We start from the raw sequence: 13,625 nt of genomic DNA, 5'->3' as shown, positions 1-13,625 counted from the left end.
CGGCCAGAACGCCGCTTTCGGCGACATCGTTCCGTCATCAACGTGACCGCCCGCCTAGAATGGCGGCATGAACCTGCCCGTTGATCCTGCCCCGCACGCGCTCAAAGCCGACAGCTTCGGCCGCATCCTGCTGATCGAGCAGGACGGCCAGCGGTTCGTCCGCCGTGACCTGGAGGCAACGCCGTGGTGGCTGCGGCTGCCGGCCTGGTGGCTGGCCCGGCGCGAAGCACGCGCGCTGGCCCACCTGGGCGGCATGGCCGATACGCCGACGCTGTTGGCCTGGAACGGGCGCTGGCTGGACCGCAGCTTCATGGCCGGCGACGCGATGTACCAGCGCCCGCCGCGTGGCGACCTGGCCTACTTCCGCGCCGCGCGCCGCTTGCTGCAGCGGGTGCACCGGCATGGCATCGCGCACAACGACCTGGCCAAGGAGGCCAACTGGCTGGTGCGCGAGGACGGCTCGCCGGCGCTGATCGATTTCCAGCTGGCCGTGATCGGCGACCCGCGCTCGCGCTGGATGCGCCTGCTCGCCCGCGAAGACCTGCGCCACCTGCTCAAGCACAAGCGCATGTACTGCCGCGAGCATCTCACTCCGGTGGAAAAGCGCCTGCTCAAGCGCACCTCGTGGGTACGCGATCTGTGGTTCCGCACCGGCAAGCCGGTCTACCGCTTCGTCACCCGCAGGATCCTGCATTGGGAAGACAACGAAGGGCAGGGGCCGAAGCCCTGAGCGACGCGCGGATCACCATCGCAGAACGGCGTGCGCGGCATAATGTCCCTCTACCGTGATCGCAACGAGGACATCCGCATGGCCAGTCTGCAAGGCAAGACCCTCTTCATCACCGGCGCCTCGCGCGGCATCGGCTTGGCCATCGCCCTGCGCGCGGCACGCGACGGTGCCAATGTGGCGATCGCGGCCAAGTCGTCGGTACCCAATCCGAAACTACCGGGCACCATCCACACGGCAGCCGAGGCGGTGACCGCGGCCGGTGGCCAGGGCCTGGCCCTGCAGTGCGATATCCGCGAAGAAGACCAGGTGCGCGCCGCCGTCGCTGCAACCGTGGATACCTTTGGCGGCATCGACATCCTGGTCAACAATGCCAGCGCGATCTGGCTGCGCGGCGCTCTGGATACGCCGATGAAGCGGTTCGACCTGATGCAGCAGGTCAATTCGCGCGGCAGCTTCCTGTGCGCGCAGGCCTGCCTGCCGCACCTGCTGCAGGCGCCCAATCCGCACATCCTCACGCTGTGCCCGCCGCCAAGCCTGGACCCGAAGTGGTGGGGCCCGCACACCGGCTATACGTTGGCCAAGATGGGCATGAGCTTCGTCACCCTCGGTCTGGCCGCCGAATTCGGCCCGCAGGGCGTGGCGGTCAATGCGCTGTGGCCGCGCACGATCATCGCCACCGACGCGATCAACATGATTCCCGGCGTCGACGCCGCCGCCTGCCGCACGCCGGCGATCCTGGCCGATGCCGCGCATGCGGTGCTCACCCGCGATGCGGCCGGTTTCAGCGGCCAGTTCCTGATCGATGACGAGGTGCTGGCGCAGGCCGGTATCACCGACCTGAGCGGCTATGCGGTGGATCCGACGCGTCAACTGCTGCCGGATCTGTTCCTGTAACCCCCGCTGGCCGAGGCCAGCGCCGGTATCACTGGTTGAACGTTTCCGGCAGCGCTTCACCGCAGCGGCGGCAATGGCGTGCGTCCGGTTCGTGCCCTTCCAGCCCGCAATGCGGGCAGCCGCGCGCATCCCGGCGCGCGGCCAGTTCGGCATCACGCATGGTGCTGGCCAGCTCGGCGGTGTAGATGCCGGTGGGCACGGCGATGATGCTGTAGCCGATCAGGATCAGCACCGAGGTGACGAAGCGGCCCAGCACGGTCTGCGGCACGATGTCGCCGAACCCCACCGTGGCCATGGTCACCACCGCCCAGTACATGCTGCTGGGGATGCTGGTGAAGCCGTGATTGGGGCCTTCGATGACGTACATCATGGTGCCGGCGATGATCGTGATGGTGACCACCGTGAACAGGAACAACAGCACCTTGCGCCGGCTGCGCCACAGCGACTCCATCAGGATGCCGCTTTCCTCGATGTAGCGGGTCAACTTGAGGATGCGGAACACGCGCAGGATACGCAGCGCACGCACCACCAGCAGGCTCTGCGCGCCGGGGATGAACAAGGACAGGTAGGTGGGCAGGATCGAGGCCACATCGATGATGCCCCAGATGCTGAACGCGTAGCGCAGCGGCCGCTTCACCACCGCCAGGCGCAGCACGTACTCGGCGGTGAACAGGATGGTGAAGCCCCACTCCAGCACATACAGCCACTCGGCGTGGGCGGTGTGGAAGCGCTGCACGCTGTCGAACATCACCACCAGCACGCTGGCGATGATGGCGTAGACCAGCAGCAGGTCGAAATTGCGCGAGCGCCGGGTGTCGTGGCGGTAGATGATGTCGAACCAGCGGCGGCGCCAGCCGGTCTCGGTCGCGGGGTTGAGCTGGGGAGCACTGAGGGGTCGCATGGCCTGCATTGTGCCCCAGCCGGTGGAAGCGCGAGAATGGGGTCTTTCCCGGACCCTGACTGCCATGACTGCCGCTGCCACCGACCCGCTGTTGTCCCTGTCGCATTACTACCTGCCGGTCTACAAACCGCGCCAGGTGGTGCTCGAGCGCGGCCAGGGCGCGCGCGTCTGGGATACCCAGGGGCGTGAATTCATCGACCTGTCCGCCGGCATCGCCGTGTGCGGGCTGGGCCACAACGACCCGGACCTGACCGCGGCGCTGGTCGAGCAGGCCGGCAAGCTCTGGCACACCAGCAACGTGTTCTACAGCGAACCGCCGCTGCGCCTGGCCGAAGAACTGGTCACCGCCTCGCGCTTCGCCGAACGGGTGTTCCTGTGCAATTCCGGCGCCGAAGCCAATGAAGTGGCGATCAAGCTGGTGCGCAAGTGGGCCGCCGCGCAGGGCCGCCCGGCCCACCAGCGGGTGATCGTGACCTTCCGCGGCAGCTTCCACGGCCGCACCCTGGCCACGGTGACCGCCACCGCGCAGCCCAAGTACCAGGAAGGCTACGAGCCGCTGCCCGCCGGCTTCCGCTATGTCGATTTCAACGATGACGTGCAGCTGGAAACCGCGATGGCCGCCGGTGACGTCGCTGCGGTGATGCTGGAGCCGATCCAGGGCGAGGGCGGCGTGATGCCGGCCAAGCCGGGCTTCATGCAGCGCATCCGCGAGCTGTGCGACCAGCACAACGCACTGATGGTGCTCGATGAAATCCAAGTCGGCATGGGCCGCACCGGCACCCTGTTCGCGCATTGGCAGGACGGGATCAAGCCGGACATCGTGACCCTGGCCAAGGCGCTGGGCGGTGGCTTCCCGATCGGCGCCATGCTGGCCGGGCCCAAGGTGGCCGAGGTCATGCAGTTCGGCGCGCACGGCACCACCTTCGGTGGCAATCCGCTGGCCGCGGCGGTGGCGCGTGTGGCGCTGCGCAAGCTGTCCTCGGCGGAGATCGGGCACAACGTGGGCCGCCAGTCGCAGGCGCTGCGCGATGGGCTGGGCAAGCTCAACGACGAGTTCAAGGTGTTCAGCCAGGTCCGTGGCCGTGGCCTGATGCTGGGTGCAGTGCTGGACCAGGATTTCGCCGGCCAGGCCGGTGCCATCCTCGACCACGCCGCCGAGCAGGGCCTGCTGACCCTGCAGGCGGGCCCGGACGTGCTGCGCTTCGTGCCGTCGCTGAACATCACCGATGAAGAAATCGCCGAAGGCCTCAAGCGCCTGCGCGCGGCCATCGCGGCATTCATCGCCGCGCGCTGACGCAATACGGTGGATGCGGTGGGTGCCGACCGTTGGTCGGCACGCCTCTCACCCCAACCCATACCGCTTCAACACCTTGCCAAACGTGCGGCTGTCATCGGCGGTCTCGGCCAGCAGTCCGGCGCTGCGTGCGCCCCGCACATTGACGAACAGATCATCGATGAACAGCGTGCGCTCCGGGCGTGCGCCCAGCAGCGCCATCGCCCGGGTGAACACCGCCGGGTCCGGCTTGCGTACACCCAGCGCACCGCTGCACAGGATGCGCCCGTGCAGCGCATCGGCCAGGCTGGGCAGCAGGCGCGGCACCACGTCGGCCAGCAACGCGCCGTTGTTGGTCAGGATCGCGATCGGGTGGTCACGGGCTACACGTTGCACTCGCTCGATCACGCCGGTTTGTGGCAGCGACGCGGCAATCCGTGCGTCCTGCCAGAGCGCAATGCTGACGGGTGTGTGCAGGGCCTCTCCCAACTGCTGTAGATAGACCGCGCTGTCCAGCCCGGCGTCATGCGCCTGTTCCAGCCCACTGTCGAACAGTGCGGCCTGCACCTGCGCGGCGGTGCAGCCGGTGCGGGAAGCCAGATGCTGCACGCGCAGATGCCGCGCATAGCGCACCAGTACGCCATCGAAGTCCAGTAGCAGGCAGTCCACGGCAAGGGGCATCGCAACGCTCGAGCAGGTCCAATGCTGACCGTACCCCAGACGGGCGCGTTGCTGCGACATCGCGTCGCACGCTGCACCGGCGGCAGCTGTCTAGAATTCAGCTGACTGAATGTTGGAGAGTGCCGTGAAACTGCTTGCCCCCGTGTTGCTTGCCGGCCTGATGCTGGCCCCGGCTGCGCATGCCCGCGTTTGTGCGGTCAGCATCGACAGCACCGACCAGATGCGTTTCAGCCAGACGGAGATCAAGGTGGGCGCTGACTGCACCCAGGTCAAACTGACCCTGCGCCATACCGGCAAGCTGGCCGCCACGGCGATGGGGCATAACTGGGTACTGACCCGTGCGGCCGACTACCAGCCGGTGGCGATGGCCGGGATGCGCAAGACGCTGGCCGACAGCTATCTGCCCAAGGGCGATGCCCGCGTGTTGGCGCACACCCCGGTGATCGGTGGTGGCCAGAGCAGCACCATCACCTTCTCCACCGCCAAGCTCAGCAAGGGCGGGGACTACACGTTCTTCTGCTCGTTCCCCGGCCACTTCGCGATGATGAAAGGCCGTTTCGTTTTCGGTTGAAGACCGAAAGCGAAACGGCCGGTTGACGGTGTGACGACCAACAGTCGTCACCCACCGCCAACGATCGTCACCCACCGCGTTCGATCAGCCTTTGACGACCTTGAAGGCTTCGCGGGCGGCGGCGATGGTGGCGTCGATGACGCTGTCGTCGTGCGCGCTGGACATGAAGCCGGCCTCGTAGGCCGACGGCGCCAGGAACACGCCACGCTCGAGCATCGCGTGGAAGAAGCGGTTGAAGGCGCCGATGTCGCAGGCGGTGGCCTGGGCGTAGGTCTCGACCTTTTCATCGGTGAAGAACAGCCCGAACATCGCGCCGACCTGGTTGGTGGTCACCGCCACGCCCGCTTCGGCAGCTGCCGCTTCCAGCCCGGCGCACAGGCGCGCGCTGGCGGCGCTGAGGCGGACGTGGAAGCCCGGTTCCTGGATCAGCTCCAGCATCGCCAGGCCGGCGGCCATGGCCACCGGATTGCCGCTGAGCGTGCCGGCCTGGTAGATCGGGCCGGCCGGGGCGATCTGCGAGAGCAGGTCGGCGCGACCGCCGTAGGCGCCCACCGGCATACCGCCACCGATGATCTTGCCGAAGGTGGTCAGGTCCGGGGTGATGCCGTAGTACGCCTGCGCACCGCCGAGGGCGACCCGGAAGCCGGTCATCACTTCGTCGAAGATCAGCAGCGTGCCGTACTGCGTGCACAGCGCCCGCAGGTGCTGCAGGTAGCCCTCGCGCGGCGGAATGCAGTTGGCGTTGCCGACCACCGGCTCGATGATGAGCCCGGCGATGTCCGCGCCCTGTTCGGCGAAGAGTGCGGTGGCGGCATCGAAATCGTTGTAGGGCAGGGTCAGGGTCAATTCGCTCAGGCCGGCCGGAACGCCCGGCGAGGTCGGCACGCCCAGGGTCAACATGCCGCTGCCGGCCTTGACCAGGAACGAGTCGCCGTGGCCGTGGTAGCAGCCTTCGAACTTGACGATGCGGTTGCGTCCGGTGGCACCGCGCGCCAGCCGGATCGCCGACAGCGTGGCTTCGGTGCCGGAGTTGACCATGCGCACCATTTCGCAGGACGGAATCAGGCGGGTCAGGGTCTCGGCCATGATCACTTCGGCCTCGCAGGGGGCGCCGAAGGACAGGCCATTGCCGATCGCCTGTTTCACCGCCTGGCGCACCGCGGTGTGGTTGTGGCCGACGATCATCGGGCCCCACGAACCGACGTAGTCGATGTAACGGTTGCCGTCGACGTCATACAGGTACGGGCCATCGGCACGCTGCACGAAGAACGGCTCACCGCCGACCGACTTGAACGCGCGCACCGGCGAGTTGACGCCGCCTGGCAGCAGCTTCTGGGCGCGGGTGAACAGGGCGTGGGACTGGTCGTGGTTCATGGGGCTTTCCTGGGGATCACGGGAACTGGGCGAGGTAGGCGCGCTGGGCGGCCACCGGGTCGTCGGCGGCGAAGATGCCGCTGACCACGGCCACCAGATCGGCGCCGGCAGCGATGAGGGGACCCACATTGTCCGGGCTCAGCCCGCCGATCGCCACCCGCGGCACGCCCAGTGCGGCGCTTTGCCGCAGCAGCTCGGGGGTGGCGCGGCTGCTGGTGACCTTGGTGGTGGTCGGGAAGAACGCGCCGAAGGCCACGTAGCTGGCACCGGCGGCGACCGCGCGCTCGGCATTGGCCAGCTGGTCGTAGCAGGACGCGCCGATGATGGCGGCCGGGCCGAGCAGGGCGCGGGCCGCGCCGATGTCGCCATCGGTGCCGCCCAGGTGCACGCCGGCCGCACCCACGGTATGGGCCAGCTGCGGGTCGTCGTTGATGATCAACGGCACCCCGTGCTGCGCGCACAGCGCCTGCAGCGCCGTGGCCTGTTCGTGTCGCAGGGCGGCATCGGCGGTCTTGTTGCGGTACTGCAGCCAGGTCGCCCCGGCTGCCAGCAGCGGCGCGGTGCGCGCCAGCAGACCGGCGGTGTCGGCCGTGTCGGGGGTGATCAGGTAGACGCCACGGGGGCGCGGGGAAGCGGTTGAAGCAGAAGTCATCGGTGGCTACCGGTAGCACGACGGGAGTGGGACAATGGCCGCTGCCAGTCTTGTCCAGCCGTGATTATCCGATGACCGATGCCACCGCCACCACCTTCCGCACCTGGATGTGCGTTGTCTGCGGGTTTCTGTACAGGGAAGAAGAGGGCCTGCCCGAAGAGGGCATCGCGCCGGGCACGCGCTGGGAAGACATTCCCGACACCTGGACCTGCCCGGACTGCGGCGTGACCAAGGACGATTTCGAGATGGTCGAGGTCGATTGACCGTAGAACCGGTAGTGCCGAGCCATGCTCGGCAACCGCGCACCGCCGTCAGTGCAGCCGCGGCGTATAGCCGCCGATCTCCACCAGCTTCTCGCGCACCCACTGTGCATCGGTGGCCTGCGCATTGCGCTTGAGGTACAGGCCCAGGTCGCGGTGCGCACCGGCCTGGTAGTCCAGTTGCAGGTAGGCCATGCCGCGGTCGCGCAGGGCATCGTCCTGTTCGGGCGCCAGTTTCAGCAGGCGGTCGGCGCTGCGTGCGGCGCGGTCCCATTCGCCGCGCTCGACGTACACGCCATGCAGGTTGCGCAGCATCCGCATCAGGATCGCACGGGCCGGGGCGGCATCCAGAATCTGCGCCAGCACCTGGTCGTCGGGCACTTCGCCACCCAGGTGCGAGCGCGCGCGCTCGCGCAGTTCTTCCACGTCCAGCGGGCGCCCGCCGTTGTAGGGGTCCATCACCAGCACGCCGTCATCCACCGGCAGCCGCACCAGGAAGTGGCCGGGGAAGGACACGCCGTCCAGCGGGATGCCGAGCCGACGCGAGACTTCCATCTGCACCAGCGCCAGTGAAATCGGGTTGCCCAGGCGGCGTTCAAACACCTGGTTGAGGTAGCTGTTGCGCGGGTCGTAGTACTCGCCGTGGTCGCCGCCGTAGCCCAGCTCGTCGAACAGGTGGCGGTTGACCGCGGCGATCTTCAGCGGCCAGTGCTCGATGGTGTCCACTTCCGTACGCAGGTGGTCGGCGTGGCTCTGCACCAGCGCGTCATACACCTTCGGATCCAGGTCCGGGTACTCGTCCTGCGCGATCAGCAGCGCGGTCGGCAACAAGGGCAGGGCCTCGTCGTCCAGCTCGGCCAGTGAATCCCACGTCGGCAATGTGATCTGCCCCTGCATGGCCTACAGACTGGCGACAAATGCGGCGCGTTTCAAGCGGTGTTGCGTGAAAATCCGCACCCCGTCGGCAAGGCCGTCGATCCGCGATCAACGGCCTGCCGTCAGCGGGGTCACGGACGGTCGGCGATGCCGGGGCCGAAGGTGATCTCGGCGCCATCCTGCAGGCCCAGTTTTTCGGCCTGGCCGGCGTTGAGTTCCAGCACGTAGCGGGCCGGGCCGCTGCTGGGGTAAGGCGGGCAGCGGTCGCCGGCCGAGCACGGCGGCACGTCGCGCTGCTGGCTGACCAGCCGGCGCTGTTCGTCGAAGTACAGGATGTCCAGCGCGATCTTGGTGTTCTTCATCCAGTACGCCTGCAGTTCCTGGCGGTCGTGCAGGAACAGCATGCCGTGGTCGGCCGGCATCTGGTCGCGGAACATCAGCCCGCGCGCGCGGGTGTCATCCGTGGTGGCCAGTTCGACCTGGTAACGGGCGCCGCCCAGTTCCACCCAATGACGGGCACCGGTGCTGGCGCAACCGGACAGGGCAAGCAACAGCAGCAGCGGCAGCAGACGCATCAAGGACATACGCGGAACCTCGGGAAAGAGGGCCGGCACGCAGGTGCCGGCCACAGGATCAGACTACCTTCGGCGGTTCGCCACCGATGATCACCACGTCGGCCGGACGCCGCGCGAACAGGCCCACGCAGACCACGCCAGGCAGCTGGTTGAGGTCGCGCTCGAGCTTGACCGGGTCGATGATCTGCAGGTGGTGGATGTCCAGGATCACGTTGCCGTTGTCGGTGACCACGCCTTCGCGCCAGACCGGCTGGCCGCCGGTCATCTCCATGATGCGGCGGGCGATCAGGCTGCGCGCCATCGGGATCACTTCCACCGGCAGCGGGAACTTGCCCAGCACCGGCACCTGCTTGCTCGGGTCGATGATGCACACGAAGCGCTCGCTGGCCTCGGCGATGATCTTCTCGCGGGTCAGTGCGGCACCGCCGCCCTTGATCAGGCACTTGTTGCCATCGCACTCGTCGGCGCCGTCCACGTACAGCGACAGATTGCCGGTGTGGTTGAGCTCCATCACTTCGATGCCATGCTCGCGCAGGCGCGCGGTGCTCTGTTCGGAGCTGGACACGGTGCCCTTGATGCGGTGCTTGATGCGGGCCAGGCCATCGATGAAGTAGGCAACGGTGGACCCGGTGCCGACACCGACGATCATGCCGTCTTCGACGTATTCCAGGGCTTTTTCAGCGGCCAGGCGCTTGGCTTCGGACATCGCGGGAAACTCTTGAGGGAAAGGGGGTCAGTGCTTTTCCAGCGACAGCAGCAGCTTCCACTGCGCTGCGGTCACCGGCAGGATCGAGAGGCGGTTGCCGCGAGCGGTCAGCGGAAAACCTTCGCCCAGCGCATCGGCGTGCAGCTTGATCTCGTCCAGCGAAATGGTGTCGCGCAGCTTGCGTTCGAAGGCGACGTCGACCAGCAGCCAGCGCGGTTCCTCGCGGGTGGCCTTGGGGTCGTGGTAGTCCGATGTCGCATCGAACTGGGTCTCGTCCGGGTAGGCCTCGCTGGCCACCGTGGCCAGCCCGACGATGCCGGGCACCTTGGTGTTGGAGTGGTAGAACAGCACCCCGTCGCCAACCTTCATGCCATCGCGCATGAAATTGCGCGCCTGGTAGTTGCGCACACCGTTCCAGGGCTCGCGGCCGACACGCTGCAGATCATCAATGGAAAAGGCGTCCGGTTCGGACTTCATCAGCCAGTAGCGCTTGCGTGCGGTCATGCGTCGATTTATCGGAGTGGGTGCCGACCGGGGGCCGGGATGGGAACAAGGGTGGTCAGTTCGGTGCAGATCGCATCGACGCCGACATCCCACGGTTGCACGGGCAGGTCATCGACCTGCTGGACCGAGAAGCCGACCCCGACCAGCCACGGCGGGGCCGGGCGCTGGTGGCGGAATGCGAAGCTGCGATCATACCAGCCGCCTCCCATGCCCAGCCGACGGCACTGCGCGTCGAACCCGACCAGCGGGGTGGCCACCAGCGCCATCTGCTCCGGTGCGAGGGTGTCGGCGGGGTCCAGATCGGGTTCGGGAATGCCGAAACGGTTGGCGGTGAGGGGCTGGCCCGGCCGCCACGGCGCGAAGCGCAGGGTCTCGCCGGACAACACCGGCAGACAGTAGGAGAGCGTGGCAGGCAAGCGCATCTGCCAGCGGTGCAGGGCGATCTCACCCTCCACGGCCCAGTAGCCGGCGACGAACCCCTGGGTGGGGGCGAAGGGCAGCGCGAGCAGGGCATCGGCCAAGTGCTCGGCGGCAGCCAGGCGTTGCGCGGCGGGAATATCACGGCGGCGTTGGCGCAGCTGCTGGCGCAGTGCGGAGCGCGGGTCGGTCATGCCTGGGTCCGGGGCGTCCTGCGGGGGCGGCGGATAAAACAAGAGCGACGTTCCAGTGGAACGTCGCTCTTGCAGGAATACTGCATTCTCCGCGGTGACGATGCGTGCGAAACGACCTTGAACCCGGGGTTCAAGTGGGTACGCTGGGGTTCCTTCGGGCTTCCCGCTACAAGGCGGACCTGCACTCCCGGCGCCGTCGCGCACCCGTGGTCGTAATTAAGGGACAAGGCGAATGTTTGCACACGCCGTCGTTCACAGCAGAGAACGCGTGGCCATTATAGCCAAGCACGCGCCAAGGGATAGGCCGTTCGTCGGTCGGATTGCACCTGAATTCAGATCGATGAAAAACGCGTGTTGATCAACGCGGCTTCAATTGGCGCCGTCAATCGCCCGATCCAGCCGCCGGTTCAGATCGCCCAGCGTCTGCTGCAGGGTGATCGCCTGCCGGGCGTGCTCATCGCGCAGCTGCTGAAGTTCGTGGGCCAGGTTCAACGCGGCCAGCACGGCCACCCGGTCCACCGCGGCCATGCGGTTGCTGCCACGGATCTCGCGCATCTTGGCGTCGAGCAGGCGGGCCGCCGCGGTGAGGCTTTCGCGTTCCTCGGCGCCCACGCCCACGGTGTATTCGCGATCCAGGATACGGACACTGACCGGTTCGGTCTGGCTCATGTGTGCTGCTCCAGGGATTTGAGCCGGGTGATCATCGCTTCCACCCGGGAACGGGCCTGCTCGTTCTTGGCCAGCAGCGTGGAGCGCTCGGCGACCAGCTGTTCCTGCTGGTGGCGCAGGCTGCGGTTCTCCTCGGCCAGGCGCTGGTTGCGCTCCAGCAACGCCTCCACGCGGGCGGTGAAGGCCTGCAACTGGGCGATGGCGTCGGAAGGTTCCATGTTCGGCACCATAGGCAAGGGCGGTGGAGGCGGTCAAGCGAATAATGACGGGGCACCCGGGCGATCGGTGGCCCGGCCCGGCCAGGACCGTCGCGCGGGGCGATCCCGAGCCGGAGCGTAGCGGTGGATTGCTACACTGTGGGCCTCATAAACCGTAGTGATCGGCTGCGGTGGCACCTTTACTGATCGAGCCTTCCAGATGACCGAACTTCCGAGTGTCGACGACGTAAACCAGGCCAGCCAGGCCGCGGGCCTGGGCGCCAGCGCCGCTGAACTCCACGGCGGCCTGTGCGGCTGGCTGTCCGCCGGCGGTGCGCCGGTAGCTGAATGGCCGGCGCGGGTGCTGGCCGACGACAACCTGCCGACTCCGGTCGACGGTGATGCCCTGTCGCGCCTGCTCAACGCCAGCGTGGCGCAGCTGGAAGACCGCGACTTCGCCTTTGAACTGCTGCTCAGCGATGCCAGCGACACCGCCGCGCAGGCCGATGCGATGTTCAGCTGGGCGCGCTCGTTCCTGGGCGGCTTCGGGCTGGGCGCCGGCGGCCAGCGGCCGACCCTGTCCGAAGAGGGCGAGGAAGCGCTCAACGACCTGGCCAAGCTGGCCCAGGCCTCCAGCGAGGATTTCGAGAGTGGCAACGACGACGATGAAGACGCGTTGGCCGAAATCGAAGAGTTCATCCGCGTAGCGGTGCTGTTGCTGCACGGCGACTGCGTGATGGCGGCGCGCCACCGGCAGCGCCTGAACTGAGATGGATATCCGGCAGCTGACCGGCATCTCCGCCGCGGAATACACCCATCGCCGCCAGCAGTTGATGGAAATGGCCGGTGACGATGCGATCCTGGTGCTGCCGGCCGCCTCGGAGCGGGTGCGCAGCCTGGATACGCATTTTCCGTTCCGCCAGGACTCGGATTTCTGGTACCTGAGCGGCTTCCCGGAACCGGAAGCGGTGCTGGTGCTGATCCCGGGCCGTCGCCACGGCGAGGTGATCCTGTTCTGCCGCGAGCGCGATGCCGACCGCGAAGCCTGGGATGGCGCGCGCGCCGGCCAGGACGGCGCGGTGTCGCAGTACGGGATGGACGATGCGTACCCGATCGACGATCTCGACGACATCCTGCCGGGCCTGCTGGAAGGGCGTTCGCGGGTGTACTACCACTTCGGTCGCGATGCCGAGTTCGACCTGAAGCTGATCGGCTGGGTCAACCGGGTGCGCTCGCAGGTTCGCCATGGGGCGCAGCCGCCGCATGAGTTCCTGGAGCTGGGCCACCTGCTGCACGAGCAGCGGCTGTTCAAGTCCAGCGCCGAAATCGCACTGATGCAGCAGGCGGCCGACATCAGCGTGCAGGCGCACCGGATCGCGATGCGGGTCGCGCGGCCGGGCATCCACGAGTACGAACTGCAGGCCGACCTGGAACGCGAATTCCGCGCCCATGATGCCTGCGCGGCGTACAGCAGCATCGTCGGCACCGGTGCCAACGGCTGCATCCTGCACTACCGCGCCAACAATGCGCGCAGCCGCGATGGCGAACTGGTGCTGATCGATGCCGGTGCGGAATACCGCGGATATGCCAGCGACATCACCCGCACCTTCCCGGTGAATGGCCGCTTCAGCGCCGAACAGCGTGCGCTGCACGACCTGGTCGGTGCAGCGCAGGCGGCGGCATTGGCCCAGGCGCGGCCCGGTGTGGCCTATGAGGCTGGGCATCTGGCTGCGGTGGAGACCTTGACCGAAGGCCTGCTGCGCCTGGGCCTGCTCAAGGGCAGCCTGGAGGAGAACATTGCCGAGGGCCACTACCAGCGCTTCTACCGGCACAAGACCGGGCATTGGCTGGGCCTGGACGTGCACGATGTCGGCGACTACCGCCTGGCCGGTGATTCACGGATGCTGGAGACCGGTATGGCGTTCACCATCGAACCGGGTCTGTACGTTTCCCCGGACGATCGCAGCGTGGACGCGCGCTGGCGCGGCATCGGCATCCGCACCGAGGACGACGTGGTGATCACCGATGATGGCCATCAGGTGTTGACCGCGGCCTTGGCGCGCAGCGCCGAGGAGATTGAAGCGGAAATGGCCCAGCGCTGATCGCGTTGGCGGAGCGGGTAGAACCACGCCATGCGTGGCTCTACCCGTG

Annotated in this window: 18 protein-coding genes and 1 other RNA gene; 7 read left to right on the top strand and 12 right to left on the bottom strand. The window is 67.4% G+C overall.

Annotation, left to right across the window (positions count from 1 at the left end; translation table 11 throughout):
• The first annotated feature begins 67 nt into the window (after positions 1 to 67).
• Positions 68 to 730, top strand: a complete 663-nt coding sequence (locus tag AC3IPM_RS15705) for a phosphotransferase (RefSeq protein ID WP_489300978.1) — start codon at positions 68 to 70, stop codon at positions 728 to 730.
• Between the two features lie 78 nt (positions 731 to 808).
• Positions 809 to 1,624 carry an SDR family oxidoreductase gene (locus tag AC3IPM_RS15700; RefSeq protein ID WP_489300976.1) on the top strand — a complete coding sequence of 272 codons (816 nt, stop codon included), beginning with the start codon at positions 809 to 811 and terminating at the stop codon, positions 1,622 to 1,624.
• Between the two features lie 28 nt (positions 1,625 to 1,652).
• On the opposite strand, the gene AC3IPM_RS15695 is transcribed toward AC3IPM_RS15700, so the two are convergent.
• Positions 1,653 to 2,525, bottom strand: a complete 873-nt coding sequence (locus tag AC3IPM_RS15695) for an ion transporter (RefSeq protein ID WP_489300974.1) — start codon at positions 2,523 to 2,525, stop codon at positions 1,653 to 1,655.
• 64 nt (positions 2,526 to 2,589) lie between these two features.
• Here AC3IPM_RS15695 and AC3IPM_RS15690 point away from each other — a divergent pair, with 64 nt between their 5' ends.
• Positions 2,590 to 3,819: an acetylornithine transaminase gene (locus AC3IPM_RS15690; RefSeq protein WP_489300972.1), complete on the top strand. Its 1,230-nt coding sequence runs from the start codon at positions 2,590 to 2,592 to the stop codon at positions 3,817 to 3,819.
• A gap of 48 nt (positions 3,820 to 3,867) precedes the next feature.
• Here the strand turns inward: AC3IPM_RS15690 and AC3IPM_RS15685 are convergent, their stop codons facing one another.
• Positions 3,868 to 4,479 carry an HAD-IA family hydrolase gene (locus AC3IPM_RS15685; RefSeq protein WP_489300970.1) on the bottom strand — a complete coding sequence of 204 codons (612 nt, stop codon included), beginning with the start codon at positions 4,477 to 4,479 and terminating at the stop codon, positions 3,868 to 3,870.
• Between the two features lie 109 nt (positions 4,480 to 4,588).
• Here AC3IPM_RS15685 and azu point away from each other — a divergent pair, with 109 nt between their 5' ends.
• Positions 4,589 to 5,050 (top strand): azurin, encoded by a 462-nt coding sequence (azu, locus tag AC3IPM_RS15680; RefSeq protein ID WP_489300968.1) that lies wholly within the window; start codon positions 4,589 to 4,591, stop codon positions 5,048 to 5,050.
• 84 nt (positions 5,051 to 5,134) lie between these two features.
• Here the strand turns inward: azu and hemL are convergent, their stop codons facing one another.
• Together hemL and thiE are read right to left on the bottom strand one after the other, a co-directional pair.
• Positions 5,135 to 6,424, bottom strand: coding sequence for a glutamate-1-semialdehyde 2,1-aminomutase (gene hemL / locus AC3IPM_RS15675; RefSeq protein ID WP_489300966.1), 1,290 nt, complete (start codon positions 6,422 to 6,424; stop codon positions 5,135 to 5,137).
• Between the two features lie 16 nt (positions 6,425 to 6,440).
• Positions 6,441 to 7,076 carry a thiamine phosphate synthase gene (gene thiE / locus AC3IPM_RS15670; RefSeq protein ID WP_489300964.1) on the bottom strand — a complete coding sequence of 212 codons (636 nt, stop codon included), beginning with the start codon at positions 7,074 to 7,076 and terminating at the stop codon, positions 6,441 to 6,443.
• Positions 7,077 to 7,147: 71 nt separating this feature from the next.
• On the opposite strand from thiE, the gene AC3IPM_RS15665 reads away from it, so the two are divergent.
• A complete protein-coding gene (locus AC3IPM_RS15665) occupies positions 7,148 to 7,339 on the top strand; it encodes a rubredoxin (protein ID WP_256776021.1) in 192 nt (63 codons plus the stop codon).
• A 48-nt stretch (positions 7,340 to 7,387) separates the two neighbouring features.
• On the opposite strand, the gene AC3IPM_RS15660 is transcribed toward AC3IPM_RS15665, so the two are convergent.
• From AC3IPM_RS15660 to AC3IPM_RS15625, 8 genes are all read right to left on the bottom strand, one after another.
• A complete protein-coding gene (locus AC3IPM_RS15660) occupies positions 7,388 to 8,233 on the bottom strand; it encodes a SirB1 family protein (RefSeq protein ID WP_489300962.1) in 846 nt (281 codons plus the stop codon).
• 110 nt (positions 8,234 to 8,343) lie between these two features.
• Positions 8,344 to 8,796, bottom strand: a complete 453-nt coding sequence (locus tag AC3IPM_RS15655) for a DUF192 domain-containing protein (protein ID WP_489300960.1) — start codon at positions 8,794 to 8,796, stop codon at positions 8,344 to 8,346.
• Between the two features lie 49 nt (positions 8,797 to 8,845).
• Entirely contained in the window at positions 8,846 to 9,493 is a 648-nt protein-coding gene (gene rpiA, locus AC3IPM_RS15650; RefSeq protein ID WP_489300958.1) for a ribose-5-phosphate isomerase RpiA, read from the bottom strand.
• A 27-nt stretch (positions 9,494 to 9,520) separates the two neighbouring features.
• Positions 9,521 to 9,997, bottom strand: coding sequence for an EVE domain-containing protein (locus tag AC3IPM_RS15645; protein ID WP_489300956.1), 477 nt, complete (start codon positions 9,995 to 9,997; stop codon positions 9,521 to 9,523).
• A gap of 8 nt (positions 9,998 to 10,005) precedes the next feature.
• The gene (locus AC3IPM_RS15640; RefSeq protein ID WP_489300954.1) at positions 10,006 to 10,608 is read right to left on the bottom strand and encodes a 5-formyltetrahydrofolate cyclo-ligase; all 603 of its coding nucleotides are present in this window, start codon (positions 10,606 to 10,608) and stop codon (positions 10,006 to 10,008) included.
• Between the two features lie 82 nt (positions 10,609 to 10,690).
• Positions 10,691 to 10,875, bottom strand: a non-coding RNA gene (gene ssrS / locus AC3IPM_RS15635) — 6S RNA.
• A gap of 102 nt (positions 10,876 to 10,977) precedes the next feature.
• The gene (locus AC3IPM_RS15630; protein WP_489300952.1) at positions 10,978 to 11,277 is read right to left on the bottom strand and encodes a cell division protein ZapA; all 300 of its coding nucleotides are present in this window, start codon (positions 11,275 to 11,277) and stop codon (positions 10,978 to 10,980) included.
• On the bottom strand, positions 11,274 to 11,495 hold the full coding sequence (locus AC3IPM_RS15625; RefSeq protein WP_489300950.1) for a TIGR02449 family protein: 222 nt from the start codon (positions 11,493 to 11,495) through the stop codon (positions 11,274 to 11,276). Before AC3IPM_RS15625 ends, AC3IPM_RS15630 begins: the two co-directional genes overlap by 4 nt.
• 199 nt (positions 11,496 to 11,694) lie before the next feature.
• Here AC3IPM_RS15625 and AC3IPM_RS15620 point away from each other — a divergent pair, with 199 nt between their 5' ends.
• Positions 11,695 to 12,243, top strand: coding sequence for a UPF0149 family protein (locus tag AC3IPM_RS15620; RefSeq protein WP_489300948.1), 549 nt, complete (start codon positions 11,695 to 11,697; stop codon positions 12,241 to 12,243).
• A gap of 7 nt (positions 12,244 to 12,250) precedes the next feature.
• Complete coding sequence (locus AC3IPM_RS15615) at positions 12,251 to 13,576, top strand: aminopeptidase P N-terminal domain-containing protein (protein WP_489304177.1); 1,326 nt, start codon at positions 12,251 to 12,253, stop codon at positions 13,574 to 13,576.
• The last annotated feature ends 49 nt before the right edge of the window (positions 13,577 to 13,625 follow it).

It is taken from the genome of Stenotrophomonas sp. GL_111 (assembly GCF_057835245.1).
Note: the sequence above shows the minus strand (reverse complement) of the source record. Positions and strands in the feature narration are given on the sequence as shown.